The following is a 15,947-nucleotide window of genomic DNA, read 5'->3' as shown; positions in this document are numbered from 1 at the left end:
GAACGACAGAGAACAAAGGTTTTGGGGGTTTCGAAGGTTCTGAAGGTTCGGAGTCCGTTCAACCATGGGTGGGCTGCCTACCCCCTAAAACCACCAAATCCTTCAAAACCCTTAAAAACCTCCGGGCTCGCCTTGGCCCTGTCTTTGTTTTAAAACCGGTAGCTTTACCGCTGATTAATCAACGAATCCGTAGATGGAGATATTCATATTGCTGGGCCTGATCCTGTTGAACGGTCTGTTCGTCATGTCTGAGATCGCGCTCGTATCGGCCCGCAAACCCCGCCTGGAGGCTGCCGCCGACAAAGGCGATGCCCGCGCCCGGCGTGCCCTTGAGCTGTCGCAGAACCCCGAGATCTTTCTTTCCGCCGCCCAGATCGGCATCACCCTCATCGCCATTCTTACCGGTCTCTATTCCGGCGAAAGCTTCGGCTCCTACCTCGAGCCGTTCTACCGCGGCATTTCCTTCCTGGCCCGTTACGCGGAGGGCCTCTCCAAGGCTACTGTGGTCGTGATTGTCACTTTCCTGTCCATCGTCTTCGGAGAACTCATCCCGAAGCGCATCGGCCTGCAGCGCGCGGAGACCATCTCCAAGCTCATGGCCGGCCCCATGGGCGTATTCGCCAGATTCACGCACCCGATCGTATGGCTGCTGAATAAGACGAGCTCCCTGTTCTTCAAGGTCTTCAAGATCCGCGCGGCCACCGACGATGCCGTAACCGAGGAGGAGATCAAGGCGATCATCACCGAAGGCACCGAGGCGGGCACCATCGAAGAAGAAGAACGCGAGATGATCGAGCGCATCTTCCACCTCGGCGACCGCAACATCACCTCGCTGATGACCCACCGCTCCGACATCGCCTGGTTCGACGTCAACGACACCGAGGTGGCCATCCGCGACCGCATCTCCGCGGAACCGCACTCCATCTTCCCGGTGTGCGAGGGCGATATCGACTCCATAAAAGGCATCGTGTCGATCAAGGACCTCTACGTTTCGAGCGACCTTACGAAGTTCAAGGACCTTATGAAGCCGGCGCTCTTCGTACCCAATAACAACTCGGCCTACCAGGTGATGGAAAAGCTGCGCGCCACCAAGAACTACGCGGCCTTCATCGTGGACGAATACGGCTCCGTGCTCGGCATGATCACGCTTTCCGACATCATGGAGGCGATCATCGGCGACATGCCCGACGTGGAGGACGAGGAAGACTACTCCATCGTGCCGCGCGAAGACGGCTCCTACCTCGTGGACGCGCAGATCAACTTCTACGACTTCCTGTCCCACTTCGACAAGACGCAGCTCCTCAACGACGACTACAGCTTCGACACTTTGGCCGGCTGCATCCTCCACGAGCTCGAGCACATCCCGCATACCGGCGAAACCCTCGACTGGGAAGGCTTCCATATCGAGATCATCGACATGGACGGCCACCGCATCGATAAGGTGCTCGTAACGACAGAGACGGCGGCGGAAGAAGAGGAATAGCAGCCCCCTGTCCCCCCGTAGGGGGAACTTAGGTCGGGGCTGTTCCAACGGTAGCGGTGACTTCTGGAGTAGTAAAAAGCTTAATGTTCAATTGGGCACCGCTGGAGCATTGATCGTTGAACATTGAGCATTGAATATTTGAAGTAGAAAGCCCCGACATCGTCGCGGCTTTCGTATCAAACAAATTTGAGAAGGGACAAAACAAAAGAAGTATGATCGACCTAAGTTCCCCCTACGGGGGACAGGGGGCCGGATCTAAAACTGGAAACTCGCCGTCTTCACCGGGTAATCGATCTTGGTGCTCTGGCGCTTGCCGTTCACGGTGGCGTGGATGATGTTCATTTGCTTGTCGGTGAAGTCATGCAGCACCTCGTTCTTCACGTCGATCCGTTTCGGGGCGGCGGCGCCCGGCACATCAAAATAGCAATAGAGCGATTCCCGCTCCTGCTCGAAGCCCAGGTAATGCAGCGGCAAGGGCTTGCCGTCGGCGGATACGGCGAGGTGCTTGCGGAAATAATCCTCCACGTACTTGTTGTGCTGCGCCTCCTGGCCCTTCGCGGTGAGGTCGAAGGAGATGTTGTAGTTCTTCCGGATCGCGGCCTCGAGGTCTTCCGTGAATACCTTGCAGGACACCTCGTACTCCTTGTTCGCGGCCACGTGGTTGATCTCCGTCACGGAAACGAAGAAGGGATGGAAGAGGGAAGCGACGAACGGGAGGAACCATTTAAACGACAAGAGCGCCATTGACGGATTTATTTTTGGGTAGGTACAAAACTCTGGATTAATTTGAAGCCCTTCGATAAAAACACGTTAAAAGGCGATTTTCCGGCATGAATGATTTCGGGTTCTATTTCGGCCTCGGCTGGGGGCATATCATGAGCATCGACGCTCTGGACCATATCCTCTTTGTGTGGGTACTCGCGGCCATCTACCTCCTGCGCGACTGGAAGCAGGTGCTCATCCTGGTCACCGCCTTTACGATCGGCCACTCCATCACCCTCGCCCTCAGCGTCCTCGACCTGATCGACGTGCCGGCCGAATGGACCGAGTTCTTCATCCCGGTCACCATCGCTATCACCGCCCTCGTCAACATTTTCCGGAAAGAATACACGACGCGCCACCTCCGGCTCAACTATATCCTCGCCCTGCTCTTCGGCCTCGTGCACGGCCTCGGCTTCGCCAACACCCTCCGGTCGATGCTGCTGGTAAAGGGTCAGAGCCTCGGCTGGAGCCTCTTCGGCTTCAACGTAGGCCTCGAGGCCGGGCAGCTCGTGGTGGTGGCGGTCATCCTGCTGCTCGCCTCCCTCGTGGTAGACCGCCTCCGGGCGCCGCGCCGCGAATGGGTGCTGTTCGTGTCGGCAGGTGTATTTAGTTTAGCTTTGAAAATGGCGCTTGAACGCTTACCCTCATAATTCCAAACACATGATCCAAATGAAACAGCTTCTGTTGGCTTGCGGCCTCCCCCTCGTGGCGGGAAGTGCGCTCGCGCAGAACACGCAGAACAACCCGGGCTCGAACCACGGAAACAAATTCGAGCAGCTCGCAGGCACCCTGCCCACGCCGAACGAGTACCGCACCGCCTCCGGTGCCCCCGGCCCCAAGTACTGGCAGCAGCGCGCCGACTACGACATCAAGGCCACGCTCGACGAGCCGAACCTGATGCTCAAAGGCGCAGAGACCGTGACCTATTACAACAACTCGCCCGACGTACTTACCTACATCTGGCTGCAGCTGGATGAGAACGAACACAGCTCCACCAAGAACGCGGGCTACCAGAACAGCAACTCGATGCCCCGCGTGGTGACGCCCTCCACCATCGAAGCGCAGGCACAGGCGAAGCAGGACAACGGCTTCGGCGTGAACATCACGAAGCTCACCGACGCCACAGGGAAGCCCCTGAAGTCGATCGTGAACAAGACGATGATGCGCGTGGAGCTCCCCGCCCCCCTGAAGCCGGGCCAGAAGTTCGTCTTCAACTGCGAATGGAACTATAAGATCCCCGACCGCCTCACCCTTGGCGGCCGCGGCGGCTACGAGTACTTCCCCGAAGACGGCAACCACCTCTTCACCATCACCCAGTGGTATCCGCGCCTGTGCGTCTACAGCGACGTGCAGGGCTGGCAGAACCACCAGTTCACCGGCCGCGGCGAGTTCGCCCTCACCTTCGGCAACTTCAAGGTGGCCATGACCGTACCCAACGACCACGTGGTGGCCGCTACGGGCCTTTGCCAGAACCTGCAGCAGGTGCTGACGCCCGCCCAGCATGCCCGCTGGATCAAGGCGCAGAACGCCTCCGAGCCCATCGAGATCGTAACGCTCGACGAGGCCAAGCGCGCCGAGAAGTCGAAGAGCAAGACCATGGAGACTTGGGTCTTCAAGGCCGACAACGTGCGCGACTTTGCCTGGGGCTCCTCCCGTAAGTTCATCTGGGACGGCTTCGCCACTACCGTGGAAGGCAAGAAGGTGATGTGCATGAGCCAGTACGGCAAGGAAGCCTACGGCCTCTACCGCAAGTACTCGTCCAAGGCCGTTGCCCACACCATCAAGACCTACTCGAAGTTCACCATCCCCTACCCCTACCCCGTTGCCCAGTCGGTTGAGGCTTCCAACGGCATGGAGTACCCGATGATCTGCTTCAACTACGGCCGCACCGAGAAGGACGGCTCCTATACCGAAAGCACCAAGAACGGCATGCTCGGTGTGATCATCCACGAAGTGGGCCACAACTTCTTCCCGATGATCATCAACTCCGACGAGCGCCAGTGGAGCTGGATGGACGAAGGCCTCAACACGTTCGTTGAGTACCTGACGGAAGAACTCTACGACAACAAGTTCCCCTCCCGCCGCGGGCCGGCCTGGACCATCACCGACTACATGAAGCTCCCGAAGGACCAGCTCGAGCCGATCATGACGAACTCCGAGAACATCGTGCAGTTCGGACCCAATGCCTACTCGAAGCCTGCTACCGGCCTCAACATCCTCCGCGAGACCGTAATGGGCCGCGAGCTGTTCGACTATGCCTTTAAAGAGTATGCGCGCCGCTGGGCCTTCAAGCACCCCGAGCCCGCCGACTTCTTCCGCACGATGGAAGACGCCTCCGCCGAAGACCTCGACTGGTTCTGGCGCGGCTGGTTCTACAGCACCGATGTGACCGATATGTCGCTCGACTCCGTGCGCTACGCGAAGCCTGACTTCACCGGCGCTGCTCCTGCCGGCGTCCGCCTCCGCGATACCGTCGTGATGCAGAACCTGCCCAAGCCCATCCAGAACAGCTTCGAGGACGTGAGCAAGATCCGCAACCGCGAAGACAAGAGCATCAGGTTCCAGACCGACGTAGATACGTCGCTCCGTGATTTCTACTGGCGCTACGACCGCGGCCTCGAGCCGTATGACTCGGCGAAGTACCAGGTAGCCCTGCCCGCCCAGGCCGAGACGGTGACCGATGCCGAGCGCCAGAAGTACGCCAACAAGCACCTCTACGAGATCACCGTAGGCAACAAAGGCGGCCTCGTGATGCCCATCATCGTGGAGTGGACCTTCGAGGACGGCACCAAGGAGATCGACCGCATCCCCGCCCAGGTCTGGCGCCTCAACGAAAGCAAGGTCACCAAGTTCTTCGTGAAGGACAAGCGCGTCACCAACATCAAGCTGGACCCGATGCGCGAAACGGCCGACGTGAACGAAGCCAACAACAGTTGGGCCGGCACTTCCGCCGAGCCGAGCCGCGTGCAGATGTTCAAGCAAAAGGCTGCCGCCGGCCGCGGACAAAGCACCGGTATCAACCCGATGCAGAAATCGGCTGAAAAGAAAGGATTCTAACGCCGTTGTTCGTAGTTGTCCGTAGTCTTTGATTACGGACCGACTACGGACCAGCATACTCGAAAAAGGCCTCCCCTCGCGGGAGGCCTTTTTATTGAAGAAAGGCGGCCGTTACGGTACCGGCACTACTGGCCGTCAGCGACCCGGCAGCGAAGCACCCGTCATCTTCGCCCGGAGGCGACCAACCCCGCTTAGACGCAGCTATGGCAGAAATTGTATCTTGAAGGAACCAAACGCTGCTTCATGAACGACCTGCACTCCCCTGCTTCCCGGATCGGCGCTATCGACCTGCTACGTGGGCTCGTGATGGTAATTATGGCGCTCGACCACACCCGTGATTTCTTTCACGCCGACGCCCTACGCTACGATCCGACCGACCTGTCGCAAACAAACAGCTTTCTGTTTTTTACCCGGTGGATCACCCATTACTGCGCTCCGGTCTTCTACTTTCTTGCAGGCACCTCCGCCTATCTGACCGGCAGAAGGCGCAGCAAGAAAAAGCTGGCCATCTTCCTGCTGACCCGCGGAATCTGGCTAATGCTGCTGGAGCTTACCGTGGTTCATGTTGGCTGGACCTTCAATCTCACGCTCCCTTTTTTTGCCCTCGCTACGATCTGGGCTTTAGGCCTCGCCATGGCAGCACTCTCGCTGCTCATATTTCTGCCCATGCCGGTGTTGCTGGCAACGGGGGTGCTTATCGTAGCCGGGCACAACCTGCTCGACGGGGTGCATGTGCCCGGCACCGGAGCCGGTGCCTTTATCTGGTCGGTGCTGCACGACACCCGCTTCATACCCGAGCAATTCACCTTTCTAGGCCGGCCGATGGAGGTAGCCTACCCGGTATTGCCCTGGATAGGGGTCATGGCCCTCGGGTATTGCTTCGGAACCTTTTACCGGAATGAAGTGCCGGCGGCAACGCGACGCAAAGCAACCCTCCTCGCCGGCCTCGCAGCGCTGGCCCTGTTCGTGGTGCTGCGCACGCTCAATGTGTACGGCGATCCGCAGCCCTGGTCTCCGCAGACAACGACCGTTTTTACACTGCTTTCTTTCCTCAACACGACCAAGTATCCTCCCTCGCTCCTTTTCCTGCTGATGACGCTGGGACCGGCGCTTTTGCTTCTTCGCCTGGTGGACACGGCAAGCGGACGGGTGGCCCGTGCAGCGATCACGATCGGACGCGTGCCGATGTTCTTTTACCTGCTGCACATCTACCTGATCCACCTGCTCGCCCTTTTCGTTGCCGTGCTCACCGGATATCATTGGAGCGATATGGTGTCGCAGGTACCTTTTACCCCAGCGCCCAGGAATTGGGGGCAACCCCTCGCGGTGGTCTATTTGGTTTGGATGCTCGTTGTGGCGCTGCTGTACCCACTCTGTCGCTGGTATGAGCGGTACAAGAGCAGTCACCGCGAACAATGGTGGCTTAGTTATGTGTAAGCTACCGGGGCGACGATAAACAGGGGTTGGATGAAACGCCTACCTTCACGGCTCGTTTCCCTTTCCTTTGCCAAACCCGCTACATGCCGCAACCGCCCCGCGCCGCCCTGCTCGCCCGCTGCTCCTCCGAAGCCAATGTGTGCAGCCAGATCCTGGCGTTAAGGCAGTTTGCTGCCGGCAACTTTGTGGTGAATGAAGAGGACGTGTACGGCGACCAGATCAGCGGCGCTTCGGCCTTGTCTGAGCGGCCGGCGCTTTCCCGGCTGATGCAGGAGTTCGGAGCCGGAACAAAAAAATATGACGTAGTGTTGGTGCAGGACCGCGCGCGGATCGGCCGAACTCCGGAGCAGGTGCAGGAGGTATTGGATTGGCTGACGCAGAAAGGCGTAATCGTCCCTTTCCTCCAGGACTGACCGCCGTGTATACTTGCTTCTATGAGCCCACCATTGAAGACGCTTTTTCGGCTATCTTGAGCGCCCATGCCCGCTCCCTTCCTGTTCGAATTGCACCTCACCGTTGCCCCGCTGCCTCTGGCGCAGGAAGCCGCCTTCGAGGCCACCTGCACGGCACTCGCAGGCCGTGCGTTGCTCATCGAGCTTGCCCGCGGCGCGCACGCGCAGCAGCCGATGTTGAGCAAGGTGATCGCGGCGGAAAGCCTTGGAGCCGCGTTGCAGGAAGCAGGCCGTCTGGCAAAAGAGCTTGGCCGGGCTGGCTTCCTCGTATGCCGGAGCAAGATCGAGATACCGGCTACCGAGGCATGTCGATTCAAGGAGAGCACCGAAAGCTTTACTCCTTATTTTGAATGGCACGGGCGCGTGCATAGCGAGCGCACGCGGGAGCTGGAAACGCTCTGCATCGGGCACGGCGCTCACCTCTCGCGCAACACCCTGCGCACCGACCCGCTGCGCCGCTTCGTAACACTCCGGGAACATGGCGCGCAAGCGATCTTTACGGCACGCGTCGCCGCATTGGAAACGGACCTGGTGCAGCACGGCTGGGCTGTCGCGAAACAACAATCCGAATACTGCATTTACGACAATCACCAACCGCTTGACCATGGATGGCTACTACCTGCCGCTTACTGACGACCAGGCATCGGAACTCCGCGCTAACGAGGCCTTTATCCGCCGCGCCGCGCTCGTCGACGCACCGTTTATGCTGAAGGGAAGCTACGTGACGCGCCAGTATTTCCACGACAAGCGCGCCCGCATTCCCGGCGACCTCGACTGGGTATACCTCGAACCACTCGCCGACGTGCCCGCGGCACGGTCGGTGTTCGATGCCTGGGCCAATGCAGTCACCAATGAGCACGTGGCCGACGGGGTTGTTTTTGAGAACTTCCTGAAGAATGCCTTCTGGCGCTCCATCGACTACGCGATGGCCGAAGACTTCCCCACAGTGAACACCGATCTTATCTGCTACGTAGACGGTGAAGAAGTGGCGCTGAGCATCGACATCTCGTTCAACCTGGGAGGCGGGCAACGGCCGGTGACGCTGCGCTACGAGCCGCTTACAGGTGCGCCCTTCGAAGTGCCGCGCACGGTGCCGATCTCCCTGCAGGTATCGTGGAAGATCCACCAGACGCTCGTGCGCCCGCGCTTCAAGGACCTCTTCGATCTGATGCACCTCGTGCGCCATAAGGATTTCTCGCCACGCGCCCGCGCCCAGTGCCTGCAAGCCTTGATGGACGAATGCGCGGCCGACGGTCTGAAACCGGAAAAGCTCCTATGCTTTTTCAACCACCAGCTCGAGTACCTGTACCCGCCCCACTCCTTCGAAGAGAACTGGAAACACTGGCGGTTCCGCAACCATTCGTCGTTTAGTCATCACCACGATGTTGTGGAATACGAGCAGGCCCACCGCATCACGGATGCCGACCGTCTTCCCGGTCTGCTGTCGCAGTTTGTCGAGCAGTGGAGCGCCGCCCTGACGGAGGCAGGACTAGGTGCTTCTGCCCTCCAGGAGCTTCCGCCCCCCACACGGGCGCGGCACGGAGGGGAGCCGTCTCAAAGCGACGTGATGACCGAAGATACCGAGGCTGAAGTCGTCGACACCGCACCCACCTCGTCTCTTTTGGAACGTTTCCGGGCTTGGCTCGGAATAAAGAAAGAAGGCAACAACAGTTGAATAAGATCAGTACTTATACAGTAAGTAACTCAAGAACCGTGGTTCTTCTCTGTCCTTTTCCTCATGGCCCTGCATGGCATAGTGGACGCAGTAGCGGATTAGCCTAAGGGAAGCTCGGGCACGATTGTCGACCCGGTATTCACTTCCCCCCAAGTACATCCGTGGCGATCGCCCCGTACTTGTTGATCGCCGTGGCGACGTCCACCATCCGGCAATCGCAGATCACGGTCAGTTCCGCGATATTGAACGAAAGGATCTTACCATCGGCCATCTTTCGGAACTTCTGGAAATCCTGCGGCGTCTGGAACTGCAACTTTACCTTTTCTGCTTCCATGGATGCAAGATAAGCTACGTGCAGGCCCGTATCGGGCAGATGCACAAAATCGCACCACAGCGGCGAGCAAGGCTGCCCTGCAAAACCGGCTGTTCGAAGATGGCGGGATTCGATCACCAAGCACTTTTACCCGGAGGGGCTTCAGCGGAAACAGCAACGCTACAGGCGCAAGCTTGGGCAACCGGCTCCTGACCACATTCATGAAAATTTCTCCTTTTCAATACAATTTTATTGTTTTTCAATAAATATTTATTACTATTGTGCTCTCACCAAAGCATCTCGTTTATGTCATCCACCAACAATTTCGTATTCAAAGTGCTGCAGGTTATTGCCTGGATCATCTTCGTGGGGTTGTGCATCGAGGCAGGAGGCCTGCTCGTCAACTTCCTGTTCAGCATTTTCAAGCCGCAGTCGGTTCCCAACCTTTACCAGAAGCTGGACCTGAGCCACCTGTATGAAGGGAACAAGGCGGTCTTCTTCGGCATGTACAGCTTTATCCTGGCCATTGCGCTATCAAAAGCCTACCTGTTTTACATCGTGATCCGGCTATTGAGCAAGCTGGACCTGGCGCGCCCCTTCAGCCATTATGTGGCAGAACAGATCGCGCAGATCAGCCATTACACCTTTTTAATCGGCATCCTGGGCTACATTGCCCGGGAAATAGCCCGGAACCAGCAGCACCACGGCTTCGCTGCGGGCCACCTGAACGGATTTTGGGCCGACAGCCAGGCGTTCATCCTTATGGCTGCGGTCGTGTATATCATCGCCACCATCTTCCGGAAGGGCGTAGAGCTCCAGAAGGAAATCGACTTAACCGTATAACCTATGCCGATCGTTGTAAACCTGGACGTCATGATGGCAAGGCGGAAGATGTCGCTGAACGAGTTGTCGGAAAAAGTAGACCTTACCTTATCCAATCTCTCGATCCTGAAGACCGGGAAGGCCAGGGCCATCCGGTTCAGCACGCTGGAGGCCATCTGCAAAGCGCTTGACTGCCAGCCGGCGGATATCCTGGAATATGTTCCCGAGAAGGACCGGCCTACCGGCAATTGAACCGGCGCCCCGGCAGGTGCGGACGGCTGCCGGCAGCCGGATGCCCTGTTCTTTTCCGAAAACCCAAGCGGGACGCTCCGCCAGACCTTTCTTGCCGGCGTACTGTCATCTTCTTCCGCTACCCTACCTTTAGGCCCACACTTTATCATGAAACGAATACTCCTCCTGGCTACGCTCCTCTCCTCCCTCTATGCCCGCTCGGCAGACGTCGACACCGTTTCGATCGCGTCTGCGGCCATGGGTCGGTCGCTGAAATGCGTCGTCATCCGTCCGGATGCTTATGCGCGGGGCACCGACTCCTTTGCTACCGTATATCTACTGCATGGCCTCACCGGCCGCTACGACAACTGGGTGCAGAAAGCCCGGTCGCTCAAAGAATATGTAGACCGCTACAACGTGGTCGTGGTTTGTCCGGACGGCGCCTTCAACTCCTGGTACCTCGACAGTCCTGAAGACCCGAAGCACCGATTCGAGACCTACATCGCGCAGGAGGTGCCGGCTTTTATCGAATCGCGCTACCGGGTGCGCCGCGCGCGCGGGCAACGGGCCATCACCGGGCTGTCGATGGGCGGCCACGGCGGGCTGTACCTGGGCCTGCGCCACAGCCGGTTCTTCGGGGCGGCCGGCGGCATGAGCGGCGCCTATGCGATCGAGAACATCACGGAAAAGCAGTATGGCGTGAGCCGGCTGCTGGGCGATACGGCCAGCAAGGCCCGCTACCGCGCCCACTCCATCTTCGGCGAGCTGGAGAAGCCGCGTACCGATACGCTGGCGCTCATCCTCGACTGCGGCGTCGACGACTTCATCGTCGACATGAGCCGCGCCGCCCACAAGCGCCTCCTCGAACTGAAGATCGCCCACGATTACACCGAGCGACCCGGCAAGCACGACTGGCCCTATTGGAATAACGCCGTGCAATACCAGCTGCTCTTCTTCCGGAACTATTTCGACCGCAATGCATCGCGCTAAACACATCAAAGGCTGCCTCCGGCAGCCTTTGATGTGTTTATTAATCCCATGGCTGAAGCCATGGGCTGGTGAATTTTCGAAAACCCACGGATGAAGCCGTGGGCTGGTGCTCCAAACCTGCGACGTTACCGGGCCTAACCGACCCTCGTGCTTAACAAAAAAGAGCGCCGCAGCGCTCTTCCCTACATTCGAAACTATTCCATCAAAAGGGGCATCGCCGCATTAGCACATTACCCCATTAGCACATTACCCCATTAGCACATTATCCTCCCGTTGCTCCGTCGCGCACATCGTACTTCTTCTTGCCCGAGTGTTTTTTCTCGAAGGCCTGTACGGCGGCGGGCTTCGTCACCTTCTCCTTTTTTTCGTAGGCGGGGCGGGTGGCGTCCAGGGCTTCCTTGACGCTTTTGCTGGCCGTACCCTCCGATGCGGCGGGCATGATCGGCTCCAGGCCCTCGTCGGGTCCCTTGGCAAGGTCGCTCTTGCGCTTGTCGTTGATCCATTCTTCCTTTGCGGCAAAGCGGCCCGTGCGCTCGTCGTAGTAGGTCCAGGTGCCGTGCTTGCGCGCCGTGGGCTCCACCTTGATGATCTTGGTGCCGGTGACGCGGGTGGGGTCGTTGATATCGAAGATCTGCACCGTGTCGTACGGGTTCTGCGGGTCTATCGCGCGCCAGCTTTCTTCGCGGATCGGGTGGCCGGCGAGGTTGAAATAGACGCATTTGCCGTTCTTCATACCGAAACGGAAGTTCTCCAACGCCTCGAGGTCACCCTCGAGCGTATAGCGGCGCCAGGGGCCGGTTTTCTGGTCGTCGGCATAAAAGCCTTCTTCCTCGTAGCCGCGCTCGCTGCGCACCGCCTCCTGCCGCACGACCCAGGGGCCCTGGCGGAGCCCTTTCCTGTCTACCCGGTTGATGGTGTCGCCCTTCACGCTGATCTTGTAATCCTTCCACTTCCCCTGTGCAAAACTTTGCAGGGAAAGGAGCGTCAGTAGCAGCATCCAATACCGGAGGTGGCGTATGTTTGAAAAGTTCCTCATAACCGAACGGAAATTATGAACCTAAAAGTAACCCAAACCCTTTTAACCGTTGCCCTGCTGGCCGTTACAATTTTCACAAAGGCCCAGGGGCCAACGCCCGCAGCCCAGCGGTGGAAAGGCCTCGAACAGAAAAAGGTCCTCCGCCAGCGCTCGGTGCTCGACAGCGTCGCCTTTCGCAACGTAGGCCCCACGATCATGAGCGGGCGCGTCTCCGACCTCGACGTCAACCCCGAGGATCCCACCGAGTTCTACGTGGCTTATGCCTCCGGCGGCCTCTGGCATACCCGCAACAACGGGCAGTCCTTCTCCCCTGTTTTCGACAGTGCCGAGACCCTCACCATCGGCGACATTGCCGTCAACTGGCGCACCGGCTCCATCTGGGTGGGCACCGGCGAGGTCAACAGCAGCCGCTCCTCCTATGCCGGCCTCGGCATGTACCGCAGTGCCGACCGGGGCAAGACCTGGCGCTATATCGGGCTTCCCGAGTCGCACCATATCGGCAAGGTGCAGCTGCACCCCACCGACGACAACACCGCCTGGGTGGCCGTGCTCGGGCACCTCTACTCGCCCAACCGCGAGCGTGGCGTGTACAAGACCACCGATGGCGGGCAATCGTGGAAGCAAACGCTGTTTGTCGACGACAATACGGGCGCGGTAGACCTCGAGGTGAATCCGCAGAACCCCAACGAGCTTTATGCGGCTGCCTGGTACCGCACCCGCCGCGCCTGGAGCTTCGTGCCCAGCGGCGCCGCGAGCGGCATCTTCAAGAGCACCGACGGCGGCAACACCTGGAACCGCGTGAGCGCCGCCGGCTCCGGCTTCCCGCAGGGCGACGTAGTGGGGCGTATCGGCCTTGCCGTGTACCCGAAAAACCCGCAGGTCGTATACGCCATCGTCGACAACCAGACGCCGACGCCCGACACCACGCTCAACGACACCACCCGCTACTACCTCCGCCAGTTCAAGGACATCACCCAGGAACGCTTCCGCGGGCTCGAGGAGCGCAAGCTCGACTCCTTCCTGAAGCGAAACGGGCTGCACCGTAGATATACGGCCAAATACATCATGGAATCGGTGGCCAACGGCACGGTGAAGCCCACCGCGCTGTATGAATACCTCTACGTAAACACCGGGTTCGAGACGACGCCCGAGGGCGCCGAGATCTACCGCAGCGAGGACGGCGGCCGCAGCTGGCGCAAGATGAACGAGAAGCGCCTGCCTACGTTCAGCTCCTATGGATACTACTTCGGGAAGATCTTCGTATCGCCCATGAACGACCAGAAGCTCGTGGTCACCGGCTTCAACCTCGACATGTCTACCGACGGCGGCAAGACCTGGAAGCATATCGACAAGAGTCATATCCACGCCGATCACCACGTGGCCTGGATCAACCCGCGCCGCGACGACCACATCATCGACGGCAACGACGGCGGGCTCGGCATCACGTTCGACAACGGCGCCAACTGGGTGCTGGCCAACACGCCGCCTGTGGGCCAGTTTTATGCCGTTACCACCGACGACGCCAAACCCTACAATGTATACGGCGGCCTGCAGGACAATGGCACCTGGGTAGGGCCCTCCACGTATAAATACAGCCCTTCGTGGCTGGCCGATGGGCAATACCCCTACAAGCAGATCATGGGCGGCGACGGTATGCAGGTGCAGGCCGACCCGCGCGACAACGTGACCACCTACACCGGTTTCCAGTTCGGCAACTACTACCGCCTGAACCGCAACAACCCGGATGCCACGGCCAAAAAGATCACCCCGGTGCATGCGCTCGGGCAGAAGCCGTACCGCTTTAACTGGCAGACCCCGGTGCTCCTCAGCAAGCACAACCCCGACATCGTGTATTTCGGCGGCGAGCGCCTCTTCCGCTCCTTTAACAAGGCCGACACGCTCATTCCCGTTACCGGCGACCTCAGCAAGGGCGATGGCGGCGGCAACGTACCCTATGGCACCATCACCAGCATTTCGGAGTCACCCCTCCGCATGAGCCTGCTCTATGCCGGTACCGACGATGGCCGCCTTCACGTGAGCCACGACGGCGGCTACAACTGGAAGTCGCTCAACGAGGCCGTTGGGAAGAAGAAGGCACCCCTCCCGCAGGGACTCTGGGTGAGCCGCGTGCTGGCTTCACATTGGAGCGAGCCCCGCGTATACCTGGCGCTCAACGGCTACCGCAACGACGACTTCCGACCGTATCTATACGTCAGCGAGGACGCCGGCGACACCTGGCAACCCATTGGCGCCGACCTGCCGCATGAGCCGGTAAACGTGGTGCGCGAGGACCCGAAGAACCCCGAGATCCTGTATGTAGGCACCGACGGCGGCATCTACGTCTCCTTCGACCGCGGCCGCTCCTTCATGGCCTGGACGGCAGGCCTTCCCTTCTCCGTTCCCGTACACGACATCGCCATCCAGCAACGGGAGAACGAGCTCCTGCTCGGCACCCATGGCCGCAGCCTGTACATCGCCAAACTCGAGGACGTTCAGGGCCTGCAGAAAGACCCCGACTGGCTGAAAAAGAAAGCGGCCAGAGCAAAGGAAAAGGCCGCCGCGGGCAAGTAACAGGCTGACCCCTCCGATACATCAATTGAAAATAGCAGCGCCGGTCCTTTGCAGGACCGGCGCTTTGTATGTATACGGTTGCGCGGATCATTCCCTGCGAATCCGATCGCCACGCACGGGCGAGTAGTCGGTACGCGCAGCGCCGTTCACCTGCAGCATCCGGAAGTAACACTTGATCCCGCGCGCCGTCTGCGGGTCGGGCTTATCCTGCAGGTGCAGGTGCAGATGTGGCTCCGAGGAGTTGCCCGAGTTGCCGACCGCGCCCAGCCGCATGCCCGCTTTCACCCGCTGTCCGCGTTTCACCGCCACCGTGCCGCGCCGGAAGTGGGCCAACACGACGTACTCGCCCGCGTCGGAGCGAATGACCACGGCATTGCCAAGGGGCGTCTGCGCGTTCATCACCCCCGGCACATTGTCGGCAATACCATCGGTAGCCAGTACCACTTCCCCGTCGCAGGGCGCGAGCAGGGGCTGGCCAAAGGCATAGAAGTCCTCGTTACGGGCACCGTTTGTTCGGAAGCTGCGCCGGTCGGGGCCCCGCATCACGAAGTCGAAGGCACCTTGCTGCGCCGGTGCCACCACATGGTAGTTTTGTTCGCGGGTGTCGCCGCCCCAAAACACGAACCACTCACCCGAAAGCGGAAAGGTCATGAGCGTGCGCGCTTTGGGCAGCACCGGCAGCGGCGCCTCGGTGTCGGGCTTGATCAGCAGGCCGGCGATACGTCCGTCGCGGGCGAGCACAAGCTCCGTGAGGAAGGCGCCGCGCTCGTAGGTGCTGCGGTAGATCGCGGCAGCACCCTGTATGCGTACGAACTGCTGTGCGGTGATCTTACCCGCATCTTTCCTGAGGCCGCCAAAGAAATCCGCCGTGGCAGGCTTCGGCAATGCCTGCTGCATTTCGGGAGCAAAAGAGAGGAAGATACTGTCGTAGGCCCCGGCGTTATACTGGCGCAGCAAGCGCTGTGCGGCGGCATCGCTGGCGCGCCGGTCGGCCTGCGCACAGGCCTGGATCAGGAACATCGATAGAAAGGCCCCGCAAAAGAGGAAACGCATAGGTAAACGTTTTCACTAAAATAGTACGCCCGCCCTATTTACGCATATAAAAGGCCGCCCCGGGT

At 59.6% G+C, this 15,947-nt stretch carries 15 protein-coding genes; 11 read left to right on the top strand and 4 right to left on the bottom strand.

The features are described 5' to 3' along the window. Positions 1–193: 193 nt before the first annotated feature. Positions 194–1,483, top strand: a complete 1,290-nt coding sequence (locus ABD937_RS05980) for a hemolysin family protein (protein ID WP_345254222.1) — start codon at positions 194–196, stop codon at positions 1,481–1,483. Between the two features lie 255 nt (positions 1,484–1,738). Here ABD937_RS05980 and ABD937_RS05975 read toward each other — a convergent pair whose 3' ends face one another. Then, entirely contained in the window at positions 1,739–2,227 is a 489-nt protein-coding gene (locus ABD937_RS05975; RefSeq protein WP_345254221.1) for a DUF6702 family protein, read from the bottom strand. 86 nt (positions 2,228–2,313) lie between these two features. On the opposite strand from ABD937_RS05975, the gene ABD937_RS05970 reads away from it, so the two are divergent. The 6 genes from ABD937_RS05970 (at position 2,314) to ABD937_RS05945 (ending at position 8,866) form a co-directional block, all read left to right on the top strand. Then, positions 2,314–2,895: a HupE/UreJ family protein gene (locus tag ABD937_RS05970; RefSeq protein ID WP_345254219.1), complete on the top strand. Its 582-nt coding sequence runs from the start codon at positions 2,314–2,316 to the stop codon at positions 2,893–2,895. Positions 2,896–2,914: 19 nt separating this feature from the next. After that, on the top strand, positions 2,915–5,302 hold the full coding sequence (locus tag ABD937_RS05965) for a M1 family metallopeptidase (protein WP_345254217.1): 2,388 nt from the start codon (positions 2,915–2,917) through the stop codon (positions 5,300–5,302). Positions 5,303–5,545: 243 nt separating this feature from the next. After that, entirely contained in the window at positions 5,546–6,739 is a 1,194-nt protein-coding gene (locus ABD937_RS05960) for an acetyltransferase domain-containing protein (protein ID WP_345254215.1), read from the top strand. A gap of 83 nt (positions 6,740–6,822) precedes the next feature. Further along, entirely contained in the window at positions 6,823–7,152 is a 330-nt protein-coding gene (locus tag ABD937_RS05955; RefSeq protein ID WP_345254213.1) for a recombinase family protein, read from the top strand. A 66-nt stretch (positions 7,153–7,218) separates the two neighbouring features. Continuing rightward, positions 7,219–7,824 carry a hypothetical protein gene (locus ABD937_RS05950; protein ID WP_345254211.1) on the top strand — a complete coding sequence of 202 codons (606 nt, stop codon included), beginning with the start codon at positions 7,219–7,221 and terminating at the stop codon, positions 7,822–7,824. After that, the gene (locus ABD937_RS05945; protein WP_345254208.1) at positions 7,796–8,866 is read left to right on the top strand and encodes a nucleotidyl transferase AbiEii/AbiGii toxin family protein; all 1,071 of its coding nucleotides are present in this window, start codon (positions 7,796–7,798) and stop codon (positions 8,864–8,866) included. The genes ABD937_RS05950 and ABD937_RS05945 overlap by 29 nt, the downstream gene beginning before the upstream one ends. Positions 8,867–9,005: 139 nt before the next feature. Here ABD937_RS05945 and ABD937_RS05940 read toward each other — a convergent pair whose 3' ends face one another. Beyond that, entirely contained in the window at positions 9,006–9,200 is a 195-nt protein-coding gene (locus ABD937_RS05940; RefSeq protein WP_345254206.1) for a hypothetical protein, read from the bottom strand. Positions 9,201–9,485: 285 nt separating this feature from the next. Between ABD937_RS05940 and ABD937_RS05935 the strand changes: the two genes are divergently transcribed. The 3 genes from ABD937_RS05935 to ABD937_RS05925 all read left to right on the top strand — a co-directional run bounded on the left by ABD937_RS05935 (position 9,486) and on the right by ABD937_RS05925 (position 11,222). Continuing rightward, a complete protein-coding gene (locus ABD937_RS05935) occupies positions 9,486–10,022 on the top strand; it encodes a DUF2975 domain-containing protein (protein ID WP_345254204.1) in 537 nt (178 codons plus the stop codon). Between the two features lie 3 nt (positions 10,023–10,025). Then, positions 10,026–10,253 (top strand): helix-turn-helix domain-containing protein, encoded by a 228-nt coding sequence (locus tag ABD937_RS05930; protein ID WP_345254202.1) that lies wholly within the window; start codon positions 10,026–10,028, stop codon positions 10,251–10,253. 147 nt (positions 10,254–10,400) lie between these two features. After that, complete coding sequence (locus tag ABD937_RS05925) at positions 10,401–11,222, top strand: alpha/beta hydrolase (protein ID WP_345254201.1); 822 nt, start codon at positions 10,401–10,403, stop codon at positions 11,220–11,222. Between the two features lie 262 nt (positions 11,223–11,484). Here ABD937_RS05925 and ABD937_RS05920 read toward each other — a convergent pair whose 3' ends face one another. Further along, entirely contained in the window at positions 11,485–12,258 is a 774-nt protein-coding gene (locus tag ABD937_RS05920) for a toxin-antitoxin system YwqK family antitoxin (protein ID WP_345254199.1), read from the bottom strand. 15 nt (positions 12,259–12,273) lie between these two features. On the opposite strand from ABD937_RS05920, the gene ABD937_RS05915 reads away from it, so the two are divergent. After that, complete coding sequence (locus ABD937_RS05915; RefSeq protein WP_345254197.1) at positions 12,274–14,829, top strand: WD40/YVTN/BNR-like repeat-containing protein; 2,556 nt, start codon at positions 12,274–12,276, stop codon at positions 14,827–14,829. Between the two features lie 87 nt (positions 14,830–14,916). On the opposite strand, the gene ABD937_RS05910 is transcribed toward ABD937_RS05915, so the two are convergent. Then, positions 14,917–15,882, bottom strand: coding sequence for a peptidoglycan DD-metalloendopeptidase family protein (locus ABD937_RS05910; protein WP_345254195.1), 966 nt, complete (start codon positions 15,880–15,882; stop codon positions 14,917–14,919). Positions 15,883–15,947: the final 65 nt, after the last annotated feature.

It is taken from the genome of Flaviaestuariibacter amylovorans (assembly GCF_039541815.1).
GTDB classification, from domain to species: domain Bacteria; phylum Bacteroidota; class Bacteroidia; order Chitinophagales; family Chitinophagaceae; genus Flavisolibacter; species Flavisolibacter amylovorans.
This window is presented reverse-complemented; position numbering and strand designations above follow the sequence as displayed.

Coding starts and splice junctions, on each gene's coding strand:
- ABD937_RS05980 (WP_345254222.1), top strand. CDS start 194: ATGGAGATATTCATATTGCTGGGCCTGATCCTGTTGAACGGTCTGTTC.
- ABD937_RS05975 (WP_345254221.1), bottom strand. CDS start 2,227: ATGGCGCTCTTGTCGTTTAAATGGTTCCTCCCGTTCGTCGCTTCCCTC.
- ABD937_RS05970 (WP_345254219.1), top strand. CDS start 2,314: ATGAATGATTTCGGGTTCTATTTCGGCCTCGGCTGGGGGCATATCATG.
- ABD937_RS05965 (WP_345254217.1), top strand. CDS start 2,915: ATGAAACAGCTTCTGTTGGCTTGCGGCCTCCCCCTCGTGGCGGGAAGT.
- ABD937_RS05960 (WP_345254215.1), top strand. CDS start 5,546: ATGAACGACCTGCACTCCCCTGCTTCCCGGATCGGCGCTATCGACCTG.
- ABD937_RS05955 (WP_345254213.1), top strand. CDS start 6,823: ATGCCGCAACCGCCCCGCGCCGCCCTGCTCGCCCGCTGCTCCTCCGAA.
- ABD937_RS05950 (WP_345254211.1), top strand. CDS start 7,219: ATGCCCGCTCCCTTCCTGTTCGAATTGCACCTCACCGTTGCCCCGCTG.
- ABD937_RS05945 (WP_345254208.1), top strand. CDS start 7,796: ATGGATGGCTACTACCTGCCGCTTACTGACGACCAGGCATCGGAACTC.
- ABD937_RS05940 (WP_345254206.1), bottom strand. CDS start 9,200: ATGGAAGCAGAAAAGGTAAAGTTGCAGTTCCAGACGCCGCAGGATTTC.
- ABD937_RS05935 (WP_345254204.1), top strand. CDS start 9,486: ATGTCATCCACCAACAATTTCGTATTCAAAGTGCTGCAGGTTATTGCC.
- ABD937_RS05930 (WP_345254202.1), top strand. CDS start 10,026: ATGCCGATCGTTGTAAACCTGGACGTCATGATGGCAAGGCGGAAGATG.
- ABD937_RS05925 (WP_345254201.1), top strand. CDS start 10,401: ATGAAACGAATACTCCTCCTGGCTACGCTCCTCTCCTCCCTCTATGCC.
- ABD937_RS05920 (WP_345254199.1), bottom strand. CDS start 12,258: ATGAGGAACTTTTCAAACATACGCCACCTCCGGTATTGGATGCTGCTA.
- ABD937_RS05915 (WP_345254197.1), top strand. CDS start 12,274: ATGAACCTAAAAGTAACCCAAACCCTTTTAACCGTTGCCCTGCTGGCC.
- ABD937_RS05910 (WP_345254195.1), bottom strand. CDS start 15,882: ATGCGTTTCCTCTTTTGCGGGGCCTTTCTATCGATGTTCCTGATCCAG.